Annotated in this window: 20 protein-coding genes; 16 read left to right on the top strand and 4 right to left on the bottom strand. The window is 54.9% G+C overall.

Features of this window, described 5'->3' with window-relative positions:
• Positions 1 to 8: 8 nt before the first annotated feature.
• From miaB to HGAS_RS07370, 4 genes are all read left to right on the top strand, one after another.
• The gene (gene miaB, locus HGAS_RS07385; protein ID WP_026066717.1) at positions 9 to 1,547 is read left to right on the top strand and encodes a tRNA (N6-isopentenyl adenosine(37)-C2)-methylthiotransferase MiaB; all 1,539 of its coding nucleotides are present in this window, start codon (positions 9 to 11) and stop codon (positions 1,545 to 1,547) included.
• Entirely contained in the window at positions 1,534 to 2,529 is a 996-nt protein-coding gene (miaA, locus tag HGAS_RS07380; RefSeq protein ID WP_034234116.1) for a tRNA (adenosine(37)-N6)-dimethylallyltransferase MiaA, read from the top strand. Before miaB ends, miaA begins: the two co-directional genes overlap by 14 nt.
• A gap of 162 nt (positions 2,530 to 2,691) precedes the next feature.
• Positions 2,692 to 3,144 (top strand): hypothetical protein, encoded by a 453-nt coding sequence (locus HGAS_RS07375; protein ID WP_233993739.1) that lies wholly within the window; start codon positions 2,692 to 2,694, stop codon positions 3,142 to 3,144.
• Between the two features lie 19 nt (positions 3,145 to 3,163).
• Positions 3,164 to 4,453, top strand: coding sequence for a S8/S53 family peptidase (locus tag HGAS_RS07370; protein WP_019127170.1), 1,290 nt, complete (start codon positions 3,164 to 3,166; stop codon positions 4,451 to 4,453).
• A 101-nt stretch (positions 4,454 to 4,554) separates the two neighbouring features.
• On the opposite strand, the gene HGAS_RS07365 is transcribed toward HGAS_RS07370, so the two are convergent.
• Entirely contained in the window at positions 4,555 to 5,172 is a 618-nt protein-coding gene (locus HGAS_RS07365) for a class I SAM-dependent methyltransferase (protein ID WP_019127169.1), read from the bottom strand.
• A 139-nt stretch (positions 5,173 to 5,311) separates the two neighbouring features.
• Between HGAS_RS07365 and hflX the strand changes: the two genes are divergently transcribed.
• From hflX to HGAS_RS07350, 3 genes are all read left to right on the top strand, one after another.
• Entirely contained in the window at positions 5,312 to 6,859 is a 1,548-nt protein-coding gene (gene hflX, locus HGAS_RS07360; RefSeq protein WP_019127168.1) for a GTPase HflX, read from the top strand.
• The gene (locus tag HGAS_RS07355) at positions 6,856 to 8,805 is read left to right on the top strand and encodes an ATP-dependent DNA helicase (protein ID WP_019127167.1); all 1,950 of its coding nucleotides are present in this window, start codon (positions 6,856 to 6,858) and stop codon (positions 8,803 to 8,805) included. The genes hflX and HGAS_RS07355 overlap by 4 nt, the downstream gene beginning before the upstream one ends.
• 95 nt (positions 8,806 to 8,900) lie before the next feature.
• Complete coding sequence (locus HGAS_RS07350; protein WP_019127166.1) at positions 8,901 to 9,887, top strand: L-lactate dehydrogenase; 987 nt, start codon at positions 8,901 to 8,903, stop codon at positions 9,885 to 9,887.
• An 82-nt stretch (positions 9,888 to 9,969) separates the two neighbouring features.
• Here the strand turns inward: HGAS_RS07350 and lexA are convergent, their stop codons facing one another.
• On the bottom strand, positions 9,970 to 10,656 hold the full coding sequence (gene lexA, locus HGAS_RS07345) for a transcriptional repressor LexA (protein ID WP_019127165.1): 687 nt from the start codon (positions 10,654 to 10,656) through the stop codon (positions 9,970 to 9,972).
• A 194-nt stretch (positions 10,657 to 10,850) separates the two neighbouring features.
• On the opposite strand from lexA, the gene HGAS_RS07340 reads away from it, so the two are divergent.
• Positions 10,851 to 11,297, top strand: coding sequence for a LysM peptidoglycan-binding domain-containing protein (locus HGAS_RS07340; protein ID WP_026066716.1), 447 nt, complete (start codon positions 10,851 to 10,853; stop codon positions 11,295 to 11,297).
• A gap of 72 nt (positions 11,298 to 11,369) precedes the next feature.
• Complete coding sequence (gene nrdR / locus HGAS_RS07335; RefSeq protein ID WP_026066715.1) at positions 11,370 to 11,852, top strand: transcriptional regulator NrdR; 483 nt, start codon at positions 11,370 to 11,372, stop codon at positions 11,850 to 11,852.
• 90 nt (positions 11,853 to 11,942) lie between these two features.
• On the opposite strand, the gene HGAS_RS07330 is transcribed toward nrdR, so the two are convergent.
• A complete protein-coding gene (locus tag HGAS_RS07330) occupies positions 11,943 to 14,198 on the bottom strand; it encodes a HelD family protein (protein WP_019127162.1) in 2,256 nt (751 codons plus the stop codon).
• A 174-nt stretch (positions 14,199 to 14,372) separates the two neighbouring features.
• On the opposite strand from HGAS_RS07330, the gene HGAS_RS07325 reads away from it, so the two are divergent.
• A complete protein-coding gene (locus tag HGAS_RS07325) occupies positions 14,373 to 15,560 on the top strand; it encodes a PAC2 family protein (RefSeq protein WP_019127161.1) in 1,188 nt (395 codons plus the stop codon).
• Here HGAS_RS07325 and HGAS_RS07320 read toward each other — a convergent pair.
• A complete protein-coding gene (locus HGAS_RS07320; RefSeq protein ID WP_026066714.1) occupies positions 15,557 to 16,354 on the bottom strand; it encodes a spermidine synthase in 798 nt (265 codons plus the stop codon). The two genes, HGAS_RS07325 and HGAS_RS07320, sit on opposite strands and share 4 nt — an antisense overlap.
• A 30-nt stretch (positions 16,355 to 16,384) precedes the next feature.
• On the opposite strand from HGAS_RS07320, the gene dinB reads away from it, so the two are divergent.
• The 6 genes from dinB to HGAS_RS07290 all read left to right on the top strand — a co-directional run bounded on the left by dinB (position 16,385) and on the right by HGAS_RS07290 (position 21,986).
• Positions 16,385 to 17,602, top strand: coding sequence for a DNA polymerase IV (gene dinB, locus HGAS_RS07315; protein WP_019127159.1), 1,218 nt, complete (start codon positions 16,385 to 16,387; stop codon positions 17,600 to 17,602).
• A gap of 9 nt (positions 17,603 to 17,611) precedes the next feature.
• Positions 17,612 to 17,983 carry a DUF3040 domain-containing protein gene (locus tag HGAS_RS07310; RefSeq protein WP_019127158.1) on the top strand — a complete coding sequence of 124 codons (372 nt, stop codon included), beginning with the start codon at positions 17,612 to 17,614 and terminating at the stop codon, positions 17,981 to 17,983.
• Between the two features lie 333 nt (positions 17,984 to 18,316).
• Positions 18,317 to 18,748, top strand: coding sequence for a division/cell wall cluster transcriptional repressor MraZ (gene mraZ, locus HGAS_RS07305; RefSeq protein WP_019127157.1), 432 nt, complete (start codon positions 18,317 to 18,319; stop codon positions 18,746 to 18,748).
• Positions 18,749 to 18,856: 108 nt separating this feature from the next.
• A complete protein-coding gene (gene rsmH / locus HGAS_RS07300; RefSeq protein ID WP_019127156.1) occupies positions 18,857 to 19,834 on the top strand; it encodes a 16S rRNA (cytosine(1402)-N(4))-methyltransferase RsmH in 978 nt (325 codons plus the stop codon).
• Positions 19,831 to 20,226 (top strand): hypothetical protein, encoded by a 396-nt coding sequence (locus HGAS_RS07295; protein WP_009747962.1) that lies wholly within the window; start codon positions 19,831 to 19,833, stop codon positions 20,224 to 20,226. The genes rsmH and HGAS_RS07295 overlap by 4 nt, the downstream gene beginning before the upstream one ends.
• Positions 20,223 to 21,986, top strand: coding sequence for a peptidoglycan D,D-transpeptidase FtsI family protein (locus HGAS_RS07290; RefSeq protein WP_034234111.1), 1,764 nt, complete (start codon positions 20,223 to 20,225; stop codon positions 21,984 to 21,986). Before HGAS_RS07295 ends, HGAS_RS07290 begins: the two co-directional genes overlap by 4 nt.
• The last annotated feature ends 1 nt before the right edge of the window (position 21,987 follow it).

Here is a 21,987-nt window from a genome sequence, read left to right as displayed (position 1 = left end):
CAACGACGATGAGTGTTGAAATGATGGACTTCCCGCGAACCTACGCGGTACGCACCCTTGGGTGCCAGATGAATGAGCATGACTCCGAACGTATTTCGGGCCTCTTAGAGAAGGCGGGCTTGGTCCCAGTCGATCGCGTTCCTGCCGCAGCAGCGCGCGCAACCGACGCCGGTGACATGGGTGCAGACGTCATTGTTATCAACACCTGCTCTGTTCGTGAGAATGCCGCAACGCGTTTATTTGGAAACCTTGGGCAGCTCGCAGCAGTGAAACGTGAACGTCCGGGAATGCAAATTGCAGTAGGCGGTTGCCTTGCTCAACAGATGCGTGACGGGATCATTGAAAAAGCTCCCTGGGTCGATGCAGTTTTCGGTACTCACAATATTGATGTCCTTCCTGCGCTTCTTCGCCGTGCAGAGCACAATCGCGAAGCGGCTGTTGAAATCGAAGAATCTCTGAAGGTTTTTCCTTCAACGCTTCCCACTCACCGTGAAAGTGCATACGCAGCGTGGGTCTCAATCTCAGTTGGCTGTAATAACACCTGCACCTTCTGCATCGTTCCCCACCTTCGCGGAAAAGAACGTGATCGCCGTCCCGGTGAAATTCTTGAAGAAGTGCAAGCTGTCGTGGATGAAGGTGCAATTGAAGTTACCCTTCTGGGACAAAACGTTAACTCTTACGGAGTAAGTTTTGGTCAGCGTGGAGCTTTCGCTGATCTTTTGCGAGCCGTAGGCAAGATTGACGGTTTGGAGCGCGTTCGTTTTACAAGCCCACACCCGGCGGCCTTCACCGATGACGTGATTGAGGCGATGGCCGAGACTCCAACTGTCATGCCCTCTTTGCACATGCCGCTTCAGTCGGGTTCGGACGCGGTCCTGCGTCAAATGCGCCGCTCCTACCGCCGTGAGCGTTTCATGGGAATTCTTTCGCGTGTTCGTGCTGCAATTCCCGACGCAGCAATTACCACGGACATCATTGTCGGATTCCCGGGAGAGACCGAAGAAGACTTCCAACAGACTCTTGAAGTTGTTGAAGAAGCGCGCTTCAGTTCTGCCTTTACTTTCCTCTACTCTCCGCGTCCCGGTACTCCGGCTGCTGACCGAGAGGATCAGGTACCACAAGACGTTGCTCTTGAACGTTACAAGCGCCTCTTGGCTCTGCAGGAACGCATTTGTGCCGAGGACAATGCCGCACTCGTCGGAAATGAAGTTGAGGTGCTTGTTGCCGCAGGAGAAGGTCGTAAAGACGGAGCGACCCACCGTATTTCTGGACGAGCACGTGATAACCGCCTGGTTCACGTTGCCCTTCCCCTGGGGATGAGCGAAGCAGATCGTCCGCGTCCCGGTGACATGCTTCGCGCCCGTGTAACGCACGGTGCGCCTCACCACCTCATTGCTGATTCAGCGTTGGAAGATGGCGGTCTCTTTGAACTTCGTCGGACCCGTGCGGGAGATGCTTGGCAAAAGCGTCAAGCGCACGAAGAAGATTCGAGGATCTCCCTTGGTATGCCTCGCATCCGTATCGGGGCCCCGAATGGAAATGCCTGATACCGCATTGCCCACTCTAGATCAGCCATCGCAACTGATCGTTGCGGTGGTGGGTCCTACGGCCTCGGGAAAAAGTGATCTTGCACTAGATCTCGCACAGCGCCTGCCCGCGGATATGGGGGCGCACGCTGGGGAGCTGGTTTCTGCAGATGCGCTTCAGCTTTACCGTGGAATGGATATCGGTACGGCGAAAACTCCGCTTGAAGAGCGTCGCGGAATTCCTCATCATCAAATAGATGTCTTGGAGATTAGCGACGAGGCCTCCGTCGCTTCCTACCAGAAGTACGCGCGCGCCGATATTGCGCAGATTCATGCTCGCTCGAATCTTGCAGTTGTCGCTGGCGGTTCGGGGCTTTACCAGCGGGCGCTTTTGGATCAGATTGACTTTCCGGGAACAGATCCTAAGCTTCGGAGAAGCCTCGAGGAAGAATCTCGCCAGCCCGGGGGAGCGGCTGTTCTTTTTCATCGGCTCGAGGAATTAGATCCAGTCTCTGCTCAGCGCATTGATGCCAACAATGCGCGCAGAATTATTCGGGCGCTTGAAGTCATTGAGCTCACGGGGAAACCCTATTCTTCATCGATGCCGCAGTATGTGTACGCTGCGCCAGCCGTCATGCTTGCGCTTCGTTGGCCGATGGATGAGCTTGACCAACGTATTGCACAGCGCACTCGCTTGATGTTTGACCAGGGGCTCATCGAAGAAACACGGGAACTAGACCGATTGGGGCTTCGACATACAAAGACTGCGGCCAAAGCAACCGGTTATGCGCAGGCCCTTGCTGTTATTGACGGTGATATGACGATCCCTGAGGCCATTGATTCTGTTGCCTTGGCAACGCGTCAGTTGGCTCGCAGGCAGGTGAAGTGGTTGCGCCGTGACCCAAGAATCATGTGGATTGATCGTAGCGGTGAGGGCACCGCCACCAGTACCGAGGCCGCGTTACAGACTGCCCGTCAAGTTGTGCTGTCAGCGCTTCAATAGAGACATTTGAGATTGCTCCGTGGACTACCGTATTCTGTTTTCTGTTCAAGAAGAAAGAGAGTCGAGATGTCTGTGAACAGGGGCTGCCGTATCGTCGCGGCACTATGTGGCCTTTTTCTTGGGGGAAGCCTTGCCGGATGTTCCTTATTGGGAACATCGAACGTGAGCAGTGATGATATTCGCGCGATGAAGAATATCCCTGAGGGGCAGAAGAATACCTTGATTTCCAGGATGGAAGCGGCATCTTCTGCCTCTGAACGCGCAGAAATCGGACAACAGGCAGTGGCCTTAAACAAGATGATCGGGACCAAACTCTTGATGAAGGAACCGCCGATCGCCTATCAGCGGACCTACGAGCTCAAAACCGACGGTACGGTCGAAGCCGATAAGAATGATTACGCCTACCTGTACATGTCAGCCGCCGACTATTGGCGCTTGGGCGAAGACGGCTACGAACTCTGCGTGGATCAGGGATGTGAATACTACTCAGAGTGGACCGTCGAGGTTGAAAAAGGTTCTGGCGGGGCAGAATACGTCTGGACCCTGACAATTGATAGCGATGCGACACAGGTGAATGGACAGCCCCTGGTTCGTCGTTTCCAGGTTGCGAAGTGAAAGGTCAAGGAGAAGCGAAATGAAATCAATGCTTTTTTCACATCGCAAGGTAGCGCGGGCACTTATCGGTACAGGAAGTGCATGTGCGTTGATTGTTGCCGGTGCGTTTGTCCCACTGCGTGACGCAGTGGCAGATGATGCCATCACCGGACAAGATTATGTTTCGTACTATCACTTGGACCAAGTGAAAGCGAAAGGTATTACCGGTAAGGGAGTCAAGATCGCTCTCATTGGAGGCCAAGTTGACACCTCTGCTCCTGAACTTGCCGGGGCGTCAATTATTGATAAAAGCCCGTGCAAGTTTGATCCGATTACTCAAACATTGACGCGTCCAACTGTTATGGCATCGGTCTTGGTATCGCAGTCGTATGGCGTTGCCCCAGGAGCGACGCTGATGACTTATAGCCTTTCGGGATCTCACTACGATGTTTCAGGTGAGTGCGTAGACGACCGAGGAATACCGAAGTTCCAGATACGAAATCTCATTCATCAGGCTGTAGACGATGGAGCACAACTCATTGTGCTTGCGGTTCCCTATGCTGATTTGGGGTTCGACGTAGGTTTTATGATGCAGGACATTAAGGACTACTACAAGTGGGCCTTCGCACACGCGATGGCACGAGGGGTTCCAGTCGTTGCAAGCGTTGGTGATGAGCCGCTTGATTTGTCGCTACGCTCGTATTCATTATTCTCCGGTGTCGTTGGGGTTACAAATATTTCGACCGATGGGCAGCTCACGGCGCGTTCTTCGTGGAGTCAACACACGGTTACCGCCTCTGTTGGTGCAAACATCAATGCGCGGGTATATCCAGACAAAAATGTCGAAAAGGTGGAGTGCCTGAGCTGTGCTCCCGCAATCACTGCGGGTTTTCTTGCCTTGGCGCGTGAGAAATGGCCGCAGGCAACCTCAAACCAGCTTCTTCAGCTTTTGATCCGATCTGGCACGAATCCTGGGAACTCCTGGAACGAACGAACAGGATTCGGTCCAACGGATCTTGAGAAAATGCTCAGCACTGACCCCTCTCAATTTCCAGACGAGAATCCTCTTGCAGATAAGGCGAAACTGCCACACCTTCTTGACGGTTCTGTTGCCTCGGGATTTGGCTCCTCAGAAGGTGGCTCAATTCCACTACCTCAAGAGGTTGCAGATTACGCTGATGGAATCAAGTTCCCATTAGAGCTGGAGCACGAAGATCCTAACTATGTCTATCGTGGCCTTGATGATTCCGCGGCTTCCCCGGGTGGCGACTATATTTCGTCTCCAGTCCACCTGGGCACAAGCCCGCGCTTCCACAAGAAAAAGAAGTAGCGGAACGCTGATCTGAAAATGAGTGGGTGGGAGGAAACACAGGGTTTCCTCCCACCCACTCATTCATGTCAAAACAATCCTGAAATTATTGGGATGCAGATTCAGGAATGCGCACGGACCTCAATAATCCGATAGCCCTTTTTGGAAGCGATCTTTTCTGCAGGAAAACCTTGCTGGCACAGCCACTGCGTTAAAGAGTCGGCGCCAAGATTTTTCTGAACAACCAAGTAGGCGACACCGTTTGCACTCAGCATGGAAAGCCACGTCTTCAGCAGCTCGTGAAGAGCATTCTTTCCAATGCGGATAGGCGGATTAGACCAGATCACATCAAAGGTGATTCCTTGAGAGCGAAGCTTCTCAGGGGCCTCTTCGGCATGCAGGGTATGGACGTTCTCGGCCTCGTTCAGGGAAGCATTGCGCGCGGTCAGGTCAAGCGCGCGCGAATTGACGTCAACGGCCCAAACGCTTGCCTCGGGGGACTCCAAACCCATGGTGACGGCCAAAGGACCCCAGCCGCAGCCCACATCAAGGAAGTTACCGCGTTCGGGGAGGGCGGGGGCCTCGGCAAGAAGCTGGCGAGTCCCCAGATCAATACGCGAACCAGAAAAGACTCTGTCGCTCACCCACATCTCCAGATCAAAACCGCGAACTCGATCGCGAATCAGGTGAAGCTCATCAGCTGACGCGGGCTCAGAATCGGTGAAGTACTGTTCATCCACGCTTCAAGGGTACTTGAGAAGTGCTACGCCCGACGAGAAACTCTCTTCTTTTTCTCCACAGGCGCGCCCATAGATAGGCCAAACATGGGAAAATAAGAAGCGGATCCCACACGAATTTTCACCATCTTGGAGATACTGAATGACCGAAGATTCCACTGAGCGGGCAAAAGGTGTTGTCGCGCGTATCCTGGCGCGCACAGGAACCGCCCTGGAATCAACTCAAGGGCAAGATCATCACGCGCAGGCGGGTGAACTTGAACGAGAGGCCCGTGCGGGGACCCGCCGTATCCAAGGACTCTCGAACGACCTTGAAGAAATTTCTGAAGTCGAGTACCGGCAGGTTCGGCTTGAAAAGGTCGTGCTTGTAGGGCTGCGTACCACTGGAACTGAAGAAGAAGCAGAGAACTCTTTGCGTGAGCTGGCAGCTCTTGCTCAAACAGCTGGTTCTCAAGTCCTCGACGGTGTCATCCAGAAACGTTCGCATCCCGATCCCGCAACCTATTTGGGGTCTGGTAAAGCGCGTGAATTGGCTGAGCTTGTTGCTGCTGATGGTGCAGACACAATCATTGTTGATGGTGACCTTGCCCCTTCCCAAAGACGCGGCTTGGAAGACGTTGTCAAGATCAAGGTTGTTGATCGAACCGCGTTGATTTTGGACATCTTCGCTCAGCACGCCAAATCGCGAGAAGGTAAAGCTCAAGTCGAATTGGCACAGTTGGAATACCTCCTTCCGCGTCTTCGCGGGTGGGGCGATTCGATGTCGCGTCAGGCTGGCGGCCGTGTTGCCTCGGGTGAAGGTATAGGTTCGCGAGGCCCGGGTGAAACGAAGATTGAGCTGGACCGACGCCGTATTCGAAACCGCATGGCAAAACTGCGTGAGCAGATTCGTCGAATGGAGCCGGCACGCCAAGCCCAGCGTGCGAATCGCTCGCGTTCAACCATTCCTTCCGTTGCCATCGCTGGCTACACAAATGCTGGAAAATCCACGCTTCTCAATGCCCTGACGGGCGCGGATGTATTGGTTGAAGACGCTCTCTTTGCAACCCTTGACCCGACGGTCCGTCGTACGCAAACAGAGGACGGGCGTGCCTATACGCTTTCAGACACCGTTGGCTTTGTGTCGCGCCTGCCCACCCAGCTTGTTGAGGCCTTCCGTTCGACCTTGGAAGAAGTTGGCGAGGCCGATGTGATCCTTCACGTTGTCGATGCTGCGCACCCCGATCCAATTGGCCAGATCCAGGCTGTTCATTCGGTTCTGGATACTATTGAAGGAGCGCGCGATATTCCCGAGCTCATCGTCTTCAATAAGGCTGATCTTGCCAGTGATGAACAACGCGCATTTGTCCGTTCTCTGAGTGAACGTGCTGTGCTTGTTAGTGCCGTGACAGGCGAAGGGATTTCTGAACTTCAAACTGTCATCGCATCAATGCTCCCGCGTCCTCGCGAGGTCATCGACTGCATCGTTCCCTATATTTACGGAGCGCTCATCCATCGTATCCACGAAGAAGGTGAAGTCCTTCTGGAAGACTACCTTGGCGAGGGAGAGCGCATTCGTGCTCGCGTAGACGGAGCATTAGCTGCGGCTGTGCGAGCAGTTGCTCTTCCATTGCAGGGAGAAACTCCAAGCGTTGGTTCTAATGGTATGTCCGAGCCAGACATGGCGGCCCCTGCTGAGGACTATGAATGAGCCTTACGACGGCGAAGCAAGCGCTGAGCGCGGCTGTTCACGAGATGGGCGGTCAGGTGCGCAGCGGACAAGAGACGATGCTCGAGGAAATCTGTAGTGCCCTTGAAGCTCCTGAGCACCTTCTTGTTCAGGCGGGAACCGGTACGGGTAAATCTCTTGGCTACTTGATTCCTCTTATGGATTTTGCCGTCAGTCGAGATGAAAGAGTCCTTGTCTCTACCGCAACACTGAACCTCCAGCACCAAATCCTCACCAAAGATGCCCCTGTCGCAGCCCGGGCAATTGAAGACGTTCACGGACGCAGGCCTCGGGTCGCGCTCCTCAAAGGGTGGAATAACTATCTGTGCACCTTCCGACTTGGCGGCGGATACCCCTTGGAAGGAACCCTTTTTGATGTTCCAAACCAGCGCGATGATGATGACGAGGCCGCGCCGGCCAGTGAGTTGGGCGCGGAGATTGTCCGTCTACGTCGCTGGGCGTCGCAAACGGAAACGGGGGATCGAGATGAACTTGATCCCGGGGTAAGCGATCGAGCGTGGTCGCAAGTTTCAGTGTCACGTCTGGAATGCCTGGGCAAGCAGTGTCCGATGATCGATGACTGTTTTCCCCAGGTGGCTCGTGAAACCGCGCAAGAAGCGGATGTTGTCGTCACCAACCATTCGTTGTTGGGGATCAGTGCTTTGAGCGATAGCGATCTATTCGGGCCGATTGGCGCGCTCGCGGTTGACGAGGCTCATGAGCTTGCAGAGCGGGTGCGTGAGCAGGCATCGGTTGCGCTCTCCTTGAAGTCTATGACGCGGATTTCACGCCGGCTTCGAAGTTTGGCCTCTGTGGACACTGATGCGCTTGATCACGTTGCCGCACAGCTTGATGCTGTCCTACAAAGCTTCCAAGTCGGGTTAATGACTGACCGAACAAGCCTCAAACCAGTCATGTCCGCCTTGGACACGGCTAAACGTGACCTTGATACGCAGATTTCCACTCTTCAACTTGAGGCTGCGACGAAAGTTCTGGTGCGAGCCTTCAGTGATGAACTTGATGAGGTGCTGCAAGCGTGGGGGCGTGACGCTGAGAAGAGCGTGACCTGGGTTGAGCGCGATGAAGACCGAGGCCTGTCATCCTTGATGATCGCGCCCTTGCAAGTTGCGCCTTCTTTGGCTGACAACGCCTTTGGTCAGCGGCCGGCAATTCTGACTTCTGCAACATTGAGTCTGGGTGGGAGTTTTGACTCGCTTGCGTATAGCACGGGGTTGAATTTGGCTCCACTGCCATGGAGGGGAGTGGATGTCGGATCGCCATTTGACGCCTCTCGCCAGGGGATCTTGTACATCGCAGCAGGACTTCCAGCACCGAGTAATGGGCAACCTAGTCCAGCAGCGATGGAGCAGATGGTCTCTTTGGTCAAGGCCAGTGGCGGTGGAGCTCTTGTTCTTTATGCCTCGTGGGCGGCGGCGCGACAGGGCGCGCAAAAGCTTCGAGCCGAGGGCGTCTCAGATGTGTTGCTCCAGGGAGAGGACTCTCTACCAGCATTGATCAAGCGCTTCCGGTCTAATCGTGATTCCGTTTTGGTTGGGACGATGTCGCTGTGGCAGGGCGTCGATGTCGTCGGTGACTCATGTCGCTTGGTCGTCATCGATAAAATTCCGTTCCCTCATCCACAGAATCCGATAGTCAAGGCCTTGACCGAGGATGCTGATCGGCAGGGAGGCAAGGGCTTTTTCCAAGTGAGCGTCACTAGGGCAGCGCTCATGATGGCGCAGGGAGCCGGACGTCTTCTGCGCTCCCATAATGACCGAGGCGTTGTTGCCGTTCTTGATTCGCGTCTTCAGTCCCGCAGCTACGGGCGTTTTATTATCCAGTCGATGCCTGAGTTTTGGCGTACCCGCGACCTTGATGTTGTGACGGGTGCTTTGGAAAGACTCAATGCTGAGCTGCATGAAGACTGAAGCAGCACACTTCGTTTGATTAGGGGATTTTGGCCTATCAGGATGAAGGGTGATCTGAGAGAATAGGGATGTTCATTTGTTTAGGAGGTTGCTTCATGCCCACCCACTCTCAAAGCCTGTATCCCAGCTCTTCTGGCCGTCCTTCAAAGATTGCGATTATTGGCGCAGGTGCTGTTGGTACTGCCGTTGCCTATGCCTGCTTGATGCGCGGAGATGCGCGTGACATCGTCTTGCACGATATCAACAAGCCGAAGGTGGAAGCCGAAGCCTTGGATATGGCGCACGGCATTCAGTTCACTCCTTCTGGCTCCATTGAAGGCTCGGACGATGTTGAGATCGTCCGTGGAGCAGACCTGGTGATTGTCACTGCCGGTGCTAAGCAGAAGCCCGGTCAGTCGCGACTGGAACTTGCTGGTTCCACCGTTGACCTCATGCGTAAGATCCTCCCTAATCTTTTGAACGTTGCCCCCGAGGCTCGCTTCATGTTCATCACGAACCCCGTCGATGTCGTGACCTATGCGGCACTGAAGATTACGGGCCTTCCGCGTAATCAGGTCTTTGGCTCGGGTACGGTTTTGGACACTTCGCGTTTGCGTTACCTCGTTTCTCGCGAAACAGGAGTTGCCACTCAGAACATTCACGCATATGTCGCTGGTGAGCACGGAGATTCTGAAGTTGCGCTGTGGTCTTCTGCCGAGATTGGTAATGTTCCTCTGCGCCACTGGGGACCGACGCTTTCGGGCCGACTCTTTGATACTGAGCTTCGTGAACAGATTGCAAAGGACGTCGTGAACTCTGCCTACAAGATCATTGAGGGCAAGGGGGCAACAAACTACGCAATCGGCTTGGCTGGATCGAATATCGCACGTGCGGTCTTGCGTGATGAGCAGCGTGTGCTCACTGTTTCGACGCTCCTTGAAGACTGGGAAGGCATCTCGGATGTCTGCATGGCGGCACCGACCCTGGTTGGCCGTGATGGAGCGGGCCGCGTGCTGAACCCGCCGCTCACTCTTGCCGAGCGTGATGGCTTGACCGAATCGGCAACTCGTCTTCGCCAAGTCGCCCGAGATTTGGGTTTCTAAATTTAGGGGATTGACTTAATGGGTGTGGCCCCGACGCGTGCGTCGGGGCCACACCCATTAAGTCTCAGTGAAAAGTCATTTACTACAGCGAACGAATGACAGTGACGACCCTGCCCATGATTGTGGCGTCATCACCCGGGATCGGAGCATAGTCCTGGTTGTGGGGGAGGAGCCAGATGTGGTCAGAAGTTCTGGAAAATTCTTTGACCGTTGCTTCTCCGTCGATCATTGCAGCAACAAATTCGCCGTTGATCGCAGTGGATTGACTGCGGATGACAACGAAATCGCCGTCAAGGATGCCGGCATCGACCATGGAATCGCCGTGGACTTCGAGCATGAAGAGTTCACCATGACCGGTCAATCGTGTCGGTAGCTGGAAGATATCTTCGATTGCCTGTTCGGCGGTAATCGGTGTACCTGCAGCGATTCGCCCGACCAGGGGAATGGCTGAGGCGTCTTCATCTACGTGGCCGGTTGGAATTTCGACCGTCACGATCTCTTGGGACGAGGCGGCTTTTGTGTCCTTTTCTCCGAGAAGAGTTCTTCCAGATTCAGACACTTCGAGTGCTCGGGGAAGCCCGGGAACCTTTTGAAGGTAGCCGAGGCGTTCGAGTGTGTCGAGGTGGTGCTTGACCGTCGAAGGTGAAGAAAGACCGACGATTTGCGCGATTTCACGTACCGAAGGAGGGAAGCCGCGTCGACGCACTTCGGTGTTGATCAGGCGCAGAATTTCGATTTGTCGACCTGTCAATTCTGTGTCGCTGCTCACGATAATCCCTTCGGAACTAAAAACTGGACGGAAATGAGCGTGCTCAATGGTCCACTCACAGTGTTAAGAATACGGGAGAAAATGAGTAAATCAAACATATGTTCGAAAGTGGCTCGACATCTCCCAAAAGAATTGCTATCGTACAAGTGTTCGACGAACATCTGTGCGACTGAAAGGGAAACATCGTGAGCACAATGACTGTTGCAGCGTCTCAAGAGGGGGCTCGTCGCCCGCACCTTCAACTCGTCTCCGAGGAATCCCTGGCCTCTGTTTATGACATTCGTCAGGCGCCATCGGCTCGACGTCGCCGTGAGCTCCTTCGCAATGATGATCCTTCGATGCGTCGTCGCCCGGTCATCGCTACACATTCGTCTTTGGGACTTCGGCGCTTGCTGAGCGGTGCTGTAGCGTTTATTGCCGCTACGGGAATTGCAGTTGGTGCGGGTCTTGCTTTGCAAACTCAGCCTTACGACGGTCCAACCCGTGTGGTTTCTGTGACAGGCGGGGATAGCGTGTGGAGTTTGGCTCAGGGAGTCTCGACTACTCGTCCGCTGAAAGATGTTGTCAACGACATCGAAGAGCTCAATGATGTTCAGGGTGCATTGCAAGTTGGTCAGGAAGTGCGTATCCCGACTCGTTGACCTGCGTTTTATTCTCCTTGTCGCCGTGGTGTCTTAGTTGCGAATCTGATCGATCAACCGTAGTTTTAGAGGGTGCACTGCCCTTTCTGTCATAACCCTGATTCGCGTGTGGTTGATACACGTATTGCGGATGATGGCGCCTCGATTCGCCGGCGCAGGGAATGCACCTCATGTAAGAAACGTTTCACAACATTGGAAACGTCTTCTTTCCAGGTTGTTAAGCGCTCTGGTGTCATTGAGCCGTTTTCGCGAAATAAGGTTGTTGCTGGGGTAAGGAAAGCGTGCCAAGGGCGTCCTGTTTCCGATGATGAGCTGGCGCTTTTAGCCCAACAGGTTGAAGAGCATCTTCGTACCTCCGGTGTCTCTTCTGTATCCAGCGATGAGGTTGGGAAGGCGATTCTGCCCTTCCTTCAAGATCTTGATGAGATCGCATACCTACGTTTTGCCTCTGTCTATCATGCGTTTAATTCGCTAGACGACTTTGCAGATGCGATTGATTCACTGCGGGAACGCTCTCAGACTAAAAAGGCTACACAGGCTGCGAAAAACAAATAGGTCAGGGCTGCAGCTGAGGGACTAACCGGCCTGCCTTTTCCAAGAAAATTCTCGTAGAAGCAGCTCTAAAAGAGCTTAGATATCGCGCCTTTAGGCGTCCCACTCTTCCATGCCACGTGGCAGCTGTGTAGTTGTGACGGCATGCAGATCGTGAGTTGCGCGGGTGAGAGCAACGAAAAGGTCGCCGCTACCTTGATCAAGAATGGCGCCCGGTTCGACAACAACGACGGAATCAAATTCCAAACCCTTAGATCCAGCCGCAGTCAGATAACTCACTCGCTGATCCAAAGCGCTTGCCCCTGATTCATCCGCATGCCACAGCTGCGCCTGAGCATCAGGAACGATCACGCAAATACGTCCTTTTCCCTCGCCCTCTTCGCGGTCAAGGCGTTCTTCCATTGTGGAGACGACTTGAGAGACGCATTCCTTGAGCGTGTCCTTGTGCGTATGTGAAACCTGATAGCAGTCGGGAACATCCCGAACAGCTTCCATGGGGTAGAGAACCGGCGTACCGTGCTGTGCCATAACGGCCTGCGCGATTCGGGTTAATGCCCGAGGAGTCCTATATGAAATTGAAAGAACGAACTCTTCGCTGAAGGCGCGAGCCGCTGGGCCAAGAGCTTGCTTCCACGAATTTGGACGTCGATGGCCTCGTTTTTGGTCAAGATCGCCAACAACCGTCATTGAACGACTTGGGCAGCGTCGCAAAAGGCAACGCCACGCCATAGGGGAAAGATCTTGGGCCTCGTCAATGACAATATGCCCATAAGTCCAGGAACGGTCTGCCCGTGCGCGTTCAGCAAGCGGCCGGAGCGAGGGTGCCTCCTGAGTCTGGCGCATCAGCATATCTGCGGTGACAATTCCGCCGCCCAGGCCCGTCGCTTTCAATGCCTCGTTCGCGCGCTCCCGTTCCTCTTTTTCTCGCTGTTCTTCGGCTCGGCGCTTCTGGGCTGAAGCGAGATCAAGCGTGCCCAAGAGCTCTTCGAGTTCGTCGATCAGCGGAATATCTGAAATGGTGAGCGGCTCATCTTGAGCTCGGTACAAGAGGCTCAAGTCTTCGAGCGACAGGGGAGTGCCTGCCTTACGGTTCGCTTGGGCTAGGAGATCAGGGCGCGACCACAGCTTGCGAAGGAAGGCAGGTGCCTGTGTGGGCATCCATGCCAAGTTAATTGCCCGACGGGCATCGACCGAGTCGCGGATCTCAGACATCCAGGTCCTCAAATCATCAGGATCGATATCTGCCGTGCTGGATGCATCCCCAGCTTCCACGATCAGGCGTCCAGCAAGTAGCTCCATAAGGCCCATCGCGAAAGACTCTCGCGCGACATTGTGTGGTCGGCCGCTTCGGCGCGCGCGCGAAAGAGCTTCCTGCACATCCTTCACTCGCAAAGTAACGCGGCGATTCCAGACTTGAAGAACCTGATCGCGATCGGGAAGACGTGGGATTAGACGAACTGCTTCGCGCAGAATACGACTGAAAGCCGCGCGTCCCTTAATTGCAGCGATATCGACGGGATCATCGTCGTGCGCGCTTAAGCCGGGGACGATGTCACCGATGGTCATCTGTACGACACCGGATTCGCCGAGGGATGGAAGAACCTGCTCGATATAGCGCAGGAAGGTACGAGAGGGACCAATGATAAGTACTCCCGAACGCTCGAGTCTCTCGCGCTGCGTGTAGAGAAGATAGGCGGCTCGGTGTAGGGCAACGGCAGTCTTGCCTGTGCCTGGGCCGCCTTGAACCACAAGGATTCCTCGATCGCTGGCACGGATCACTCGGTCCTGTTCGCCCTGGATCGTTGCAACGATATCTCCCATTCGGCCACTTCGCGCCGAAGAGAGTGCGGACATCAAAGCGCCTTCACCTTGGAGGGTGAGTCCTTGATGCTGTGCTTGATCGACATCAAGAAGTTCATCTTCAACCGAAGTAACTGTTCGCGCGCGAGTCGCAATATGTCGGCGGCGAACGACTCCCAGAGGCTCTTGGGCTGTCGCTTGATAGAAGGGGGCAGAAATTGGAGCTCGCCAGTCGACAAGAAGGGGAGAGGAATGCTCATCGAGAAGAGAGATTCGACCGATGTAGTGGGTCGCATGGTCCTTCATGTCGAGGCGCCCGAATACTAAGCGCTCTTCGACGTTATCCAATCGGGAAGACAATTCGGCAAAGTGAGTGGCCAGAGCATCGCGCTCAGTCCATCCCTGAGCATTACCGACCCCGTGATTAGCATCGATCTTCTGACGCTGCTCGCGGTATTGAGAACGCAGTTGATCCAATCGCGAGTACGCGCGGTCAACGAATTCTTGTTCTTCAGCTACTGGGGTAGTAGCGCGAGCGGAGTCAGACATTGGGACCTTCCGGTAGAAAAAGTCTGGCGTTCTATTTTGCCCTAATTTCCAGCGATTTTCACTCTCTAAGCCGATGGCGCAAATGTGGGATTAGCCGCGCCTAGGGCGGCTCAACAATGTAGCTTTAGAATGAGTGATACCAGTTGAGACGGTTGGAAACCGAAGGAGGGGAACATGACCGAAACCCAGGCTCATGGGGATAACCACCAAGCTCCCCCGACCCGCGCGCGAATTCTGGTCATCTACTTCGATGGTGCAATGGATGCGGGGGCATCCGGTCGCATGGCCGTTGAGCAGATGCTGCGCGCTCTTCCAACCACGCATATTGCTGACTTTGAAGCAGAAGACTTCATAAACTATCGTTCGCATCGTCCGGTGATCACAGTAAAAAACTGGGTAACGCAGGAAGTTGAGATTCCGAAGATTACTTTGGATCTTCTGCGTGATGATCGGGGAGAATCTTTCCTTTTGCTCCACGGTCCTGAACCGGACTATCGCTGGGAAGAGTTCGCTGAGCGTGTTCGCAAGATCGTCAGCGATGCCGGCGTTGAGGTCGTGTTTGGGATGACCGGCGTTCCTTCGGGTGTACCGCATACGCGCCCAACTCCGGTTCATGTCCACACGACCGATGCCTCCCTTGTTCCTGCGCAGCCGCATATGGCTGCGACGATGCAATTCCCCGGGTCGATTGTGTCCTTCCTACAGTGGAAGCTGAAACAAGCGGGGATCGATGGGATGACTCTCTTGGCGATCGTTCCTTACTACATGTCAGAGTCGGCCTATCCTGCAGCCTCCTCAGCGATTTTGCGTAAGCTTACTGAGTTCTCGGGCCTTTCCCTACCCGTTGGTGATCTGGAGCAGGGAGCAGCAGAGGATTTGGATACCTTCGCAGCCCTTGTCGATGCCAACCCGGAGGTGCAGCACACCGTTCGTGCATTGGAAGAGCACTACGACTCTTTCTCGGGAGATGGCTTGGGAATTCCCCTCAATGCTGTTCCCTCAGCTTTTAATGTCCCAAATCCTCAAGATAAAGAGAGCGATGCGAGCGGCATTACCGACGCGATCGAGGCCTACCTGGCCTCGGTGACCGATGGGGCTGCCGGCGTAGACCCCAGTGAAGAGCCAGCGGAGACGCCCGTTCAAGCGCCCTCAACCGAGGAGCTATTAGCTCAGGCACTTGAGCGCATCGCGCAGCGTGAAAAGAAAGGCGAAGGCAGCACCGTTCCTCATGCTCCTCGTCATCGCGGTGATGCAACCTCAGCAGAGGTCTCTGGGGAATCGGCTACCGGGGAGGAACAGACGACCCAGTCGCCGGCTGAAGCCGAGGCTGATTCTGAGGACGACACCAAGCCGCAGGACTAGAGCGCGCTCTGCGTCCAGCCGACGGCCTCGTCAGTCAGAGGACGGGTCCCAGCGCGCCACTTACTTAGTTCCTTCCCGCGCAGTGGGCGGGCGGGAAGGGGAAGCTTGCGCAAAAGGCGGTCAAGCTCAACCTCATCAGTGTGACCGGGAGTAGTTTGTGCAAGGAAGACGATGTTTCCTCGGCGAGCTCCGCGACCAACTTTGGGATCGCACAGTGCTTGTACGTCTGCGAAGGATTCACTCATCCCAGCTAAATCCAGACGCGCGTTGTCGCCACCGCCGTGCGCACTATTTTCAAGGAGGATCCCGTCCATTCGGAGGACCCTTTGGCACTGAGCTGCGAACTCGATGGTCCTCAATTGCGGGGGGACAGATTCTCCGGCAAAAGCATCGCGGACAATAACGTCGAAGGAAGAATCTCGCAGGGAATCGATCACTTGACGTGCTTCACCAATGCGGATTTTTAGAATTGGAGAACGCGGTAAATCAAAGTGATCTCGAGCGAATTGCGCAATAGTTTGGTCAATTTCAACAACGGTGTGGCGTGAGGCGGGGAAGAGAATGGACCAGGCCCAGGGGAGCGCACACGCCGCGCCACCCAGATGTAATACGCGAATCGGGTCATTAGGTGCGTAAGTTGCTTGCAGCGCGCAGGTCGCGTGCTGCATGTATTCGAAGTCTAGGTAACTGGGATCAGAAGTATCGATACACGACGACTCCGCTCCGTTAATGAGAAGGGTCGCTCGTGGGCCGTCCCAGCGGATCTCGATTGACGGGGAGTCTAGAGTAGTCATAGGGCTACTGTACGTGGGAAGGAGGATGCGATGTCGAATGCTCCGCGCGACCGCCGTGGAAAACGCTATTGGGGCGATGACGATTCCCAGACGAACATTTTGCACATCGATATGGATTCCTTCTTCGCGCAGGTGGAGATTCGTGAAGACCCATCGTTGCTAGGCAAAGCCGTGATCGTCGGCGGGAGTAGCAATCGTGGTGTCGTGACCTCTGCGACCTACGAGGCTCGTGCTTTGGGCGTGCGCGCAGGAATGCCTACTGCACGAGCACGTGCGCTGTGCCCCACTGCTGTATTCGTTCCGGGGCATTTCGAGCTCTACCGTGAGTATTCGAAGCGTGTGATGTCAGTTATTGGTCGCTTCAGCCCGCTCGTTGAGCAGGTGAGCGTTGACGAGGCTTTTGTCGACGTTCGTGGTTCGCGCTTGCGTTTCGGTAAACCCATGCATATTGCTGGCGAGATTCGCCGCCAGATTCGAGAAGAAATTGGTCTTCCTGCTTCCGTTGGGATTGCGTCGACAAAATCGGTGGCAAAAATTGCTTCCTCGAATGCGAAACCAGATGGTGTGCTTTTAGTTCCAGCCCAGGCCACGATTGAGTTCCTTCATGGCCTTCCTGTCGGTGCACTTTGGGGTGTTGGCGCTAAGAGCGCGCAGGTGCTTGAGCGTGAAGGAATTGAAACGATCGGGCAATTGGCTGAGCACCCCTTGCCTCGGCTGTCACGATTGCTCGGTGCTGCGGCGGCTCACAGTCTTCATGATTTGGCTTGGGGGATTGACCCGAGGCCGGTGACTGTCTCGCGTGAAGAAAAATCGGTGGGGATGGAACGCACTTTCGAAACCGATATTCGCGATCGGGTGCTTCTCGATCAGTTCATTACGAAGGCCTCTCACGAATGTGCGAGGAGGCTTCGTGCGGGAAATTGGCTCTGTAAGCAGGTCGCAATCAAAATGCGCGGAGCGGATTTTTCGACCATTACGCGTCAGCAACGTCTGAGAGTTCCCACGGATTTAGGACGAGAAATCGCTTTGGCTGCTCACCAGCTGTTTGAACGGGAAACTCTTCCAAGTGGGGGAGTACGCCTATTTGGCGTTCGCGCTGAGGGCTTAATTGCGCGCGATGAGGGATTCGAAGTTGCCCTTGATCAGGATGAACGCCCTCAAGCGGCCGAGCGCGCTATGGATAAAATCCGGGGAAAATATGGTGCAGGCGCGATATCACTTGCATCGCTGCTTGAAGAAAACAAGTAGGATAGGGCTATGGCACTTTCGGATTATGAGAAGCAAGTTCTCGAAGAGATGGAGGCGCAGTTTGGCTCTCGGCCTGCCTCCTTCGATGATCATTCACGTCCGAATGTCAATGGGGAGCAGCAAACGGGTCGTTTATCGCCGCGTAGAGTCGCCGCTGGCGCGCTGATGATCATTGCTGGGCTTCTGGTCTTGATTGCTGCTGTATCTCTTGGCTATTCGGTGATTTCTCTGATTGTCGGTGTAGCAGGCTTCCTCTTGATGGTCGGTGGCGCTTGGTATGCGCTCACTGCGAAGGGGAGTTCCTCGAGTTCGGCCCCAAAGCGTAGTTCCTTTATGGAGCGCCAACAAGAACAGTGGGATCGGCGTTCTGGCGACCGCTAAAACTTACCGCTTTGATTCCTGGTGACATCGTCACCGGGAATTTTTTTATCCCTCCCGAAGGCGTGGGTTAAACCTTCATTCCTGCTTTCCAAAGAGTCTCCACTTTTCACCATCGGTGCTTGTGGAGAGTCATTTTCTGCAGAAAATCGCCATTTCTGAGATTTCTGACGAGAAACACTGAAAATTTCCCCCACTTTCCTCCACCTACAATTTTCGTTGGAATTAAGCGAATTTAGTCCTAAGTGTGTATGGATTGTCTGTTGAAATCGTACCAAATTGGCAATTTGTGGAGTAAAGTGGGGGAAGATGTCACATAGGGGAAGGTGGTGAACGATGTTCCTTGGTACCTACGAGCCGAAGCTCGACGACAAGGGGCGTGTGATCCTCCCTGCCCGATTCCGAGAGGATATGGAAGGTGGGATTGTCCTCACGCGAGGGCAAGAACACTGCATCTATGCCTTTCCTGCCCAAGAGTTTGAACAGATGACAGTTGAGCTTCGCCGGGCTCCGCTGTCCTCCAAACAGGCACGCGACTATATCCGCGTGTTGCTCTCGGGTGCGTATAAGGAAGTTCCGGATAAACAGGGAAGAATTACCCTTCCGCCGGATCTGCGTAAATACGCCGGTCTTGATCGCGAACTCACCGTCATTGGTGCGGGTTCGCGCGCTGAGATCTGGAATTCACAGGCATGGAATGACTACCTATCCGTCCAGGAAGACGTCTTCTCGCAAACTGAAAACGAAATTATCCCAGGAATGTTCTAGTCCGCCCTTTCAGGTCTCCTCCCGTTGTTCTGACGTCACTTCCCCGATGGCAGAGCGCGGTGGGGGACCTGGAAGGACGGGCACCCATCACACAGAAGGAGGGCAGAAGTGTCTGTCGACCGCGATCCCGCGCAGCTGCATGTTCCTGTTCTCCTCAACGAGTGCTTGGACATGTTGGCGCCTGCAATTGATGCTCCAGGTGCTGTTCTCATCGATGCGACTCTCGGAATGGGTGGGCACACGGAAGCGGCACTCAAACGTTTCCCCCAGCTCACAGTTTTCGGTATCGATCGAGATCCTTCGGCGATTGCCCTCGCATCAAAGCGCCTTGAAGCTTTTGGCCAGCGTTTCCGCGCCTTCCACACCACTTACGACAAGATGGATGAGGTCGCTGCGCAAGCCCCCTCTGGAATGGTCGATGGGATCCTCATGGATCTGGGCGTCTCTTCCCTCCAGTTGGACCAAGAAGACCGAGGCTTCTCTTACTCGCATGATGCCCCGCTTGATATGCGAATGAACCCCCAGACGGGCATCAGTGCAGCGCAACTTTTGGCCTCGGCCTCGAAAGAGGAAATAACGCGGATTCTTCGTGTTTACGGGGAAGAAAAGTTCGCCTCGAAGATCGCTGGACGTATCGTCGCCACTCGAGAGAGTGAGCCTCTAACGCGCACTTCGCAGCTGGCTCAGATCGTTCGCGATTGCATCCCCGCACCGGCACGTCGTACGGGAGGGAACCCCGCAAAGCGCACCTTCCAAGCGTTGCGTATTGCGGTCAACGACGAACTGACCATTCTCGAGGCCGCGCTTCCCGCCGCTCTTGCGCACCTGCGCGTTGGCGGTCGAATCGTCATCGAGTCATACCAGTCCCTTGAAGATCGTCTGGTGAAGGACATCTTCCGTCGCGGTGCCACGGATCAGGCCCCCGCTGGTGTGCCCATGATCCCCGAAGAACTTCAAGCTCGCTTGCGTCTACTGACACGTGGCGCACAGCTGGCTGATGACACAGAAAAATCCCATAATCCGCGCTCCGCTTCCGTGCGGCTGCGCGGCGCACAGATGATACGCCCCTGGAAGGAACGACCATGAGCGGAGCCACCGCGCGCGCACGCGCGACCTCTCGTCCGGCATACGTACGTGAAGATGTACGCCCACTGCTCACAGTGGTGAAGGCTAACCAGCCTCGCCGCTCGGTCATCCCGATGACCTTTGTTGCTCTGGTGATGATTGCTATCGCCATTGTTGTGCCGATGCTGATCAACACGCACATGGCTCAGACCTCCTACCAGATTCGCGAATACCAGATCCAGCTCAATGAGTTGGAGGCGCAATCGTGGACCCTGCAGACGCAGCTTCAGGAGAAGGCTTCTCCCGTCGAGCTCGAGAAGGCAGCGAAGGCACAGGGAATGGTGCACGCAGGAAAGCTCGGAACAATCCGTTTGGCCGATGGCCAAGTTGAGGGTGGTGTAGCCGCGCGATGAGCAGGTTGCAACGCATTTTCAAGGCGCCTGACACTTCGCCTCATCGCGCGAATTGGATGTCCGGGCTTCTGTTCTTGGGATTTGCGTTCTGCGTCATCCAGCTCATCGTTATTCAGGTATTCCAAAGCTCGACCCTTGCCTCCGAGGGGGAACGAGTACGTACAGCCGTCAGTGAAATTGGCGCAAAACGTGGGGAAATTCTTGACGTTAACGGTGTTGTTCTGGCCGATTCGGTTCAGGCCTACCACATTGCAGTGAATCAGAAGGCAATTACGACCTACGAGCATAAAGATGACAACGGCAATGTTGTCGGCCGTGGTCCTGCCGAGGCCGCAAAACAGCTCTCGTCTCTCCTTGGCATCAGCCAAGCGGAACTGGGCGGCATGATGCTTGGGGATTCGACCTACGTCTATCTGAAAAAGAATGTCGATGCGGTCACCTATCGTGAAATCCGCAAGCTCGACATTACCGGTATCGAATGGGAAGCGGTCTTTGATCGAACCTATCCCAATGGCAATACAGCCGGTCCGATCGTGGGCGCCGTCAATGCCGAAGGAGACGGTGTCTCTGGCTTGGAGGCCTATTTCAATAATTTCTTGCAGGGAACCTCTGGAGAAGAGGCCTACGAGATCTCTCCCAACGGTGCGGTGATGCCCGGGGGAAAGAAGGTCACAAAGGAACCTCAAGACGGTGGATCGGTCCGTACGACCCTCCATGCAGATCTTCAACACTTGGTTCAAGATGCTTTGGATGCTCGTGTTCGTAAGCACAATGCGGACTGGGGCGTCGTTGTGATTTCTGATGTCTCGACTGGTCGAATCTTGGTACTTGCAGACTCTGGGTCGACGACGCCGAACCCCTCTAAGCCTCAATCTGTAATGGGAGTCCAAGCGCCCTACGAACCCGGCTCGGTCGGTAAGGTTCTCACGATGGCCTCGGCCTTGGAAAAGGGGACGACCACTCCGACGACCGCCTACTCAGTTCCCTACAGCATTAGCCCTGCAGACGCGGGAGGCCCAATTTCGGATTACCACGAACACGGGACCGAAATGATGACGACCACGGGAATCCTCACCCAGTCATCGAACGTTGGAACCATTGAAGTGGGCGAGCAAGTGGGGGACCGCGATCGCTACGACTTCATGACGAAGATGGGTCTGAACCAGGTCACTGGAATCGAATTGGCCGGTGAGTCCCAGGGCATCATGCGCGATTTTGATGCCATTCGAGGGCGTGACCGCTACACCATGATGTTCGGACAGTCCTACGCGATTACGGCTATCCAGCAGAATCAGTTCATTCAAGCGATCGGAAACCGCGGGGTCATGATTGCGCCGCGAATTATCGATTCGACAACTGATTCAAAGGGGCGGACCGAGAAGACTGTCTCGCCGCAACCTAAGCAAGTCATGTCCGCGGATCGTTCAAAAGAACTCATTACCATGATGGAATCCGTTGTCATGGATAAGCAAGGTACCGGTCAGCTCGCAAAGGTTGAAGGCTACCGCGTGGCAGTCAAGACAGGTACTGCTGATATTAAAGTCAATGGTGCGGATGCGGTCGTTTCGAACACTGCTGGTCTGGTCCCCGCAGAATCTCCGCGCTTGGCTATTTCGGTTGTCCTTTACAACCCGCGTGTTGCTGGTTTGTCCTCTGATGCTGCTGCACCGCTGTGGAGTGAAGTCACGACCGAGGCCGTTCGCAACCTGGGGATCCCCGCGTCTACAGAAAGTGCCCAGCTGTATCCCACGACACCCTAGT

Origin of the sequence: Actinomyces sp. ph3 (genome assembly GCF_000308055.1) — a bacterium.
In the GTDB taxonomy this organism is placed as follows: domain Bacteria; phylum Actinomycetota; class Actinomycetes; order Actinomycetales; family Actinomycetaceae; genus Pauljensenia.
This window is presented reverse-complemented; position numbering and strand designations above follow the sequence as displayed.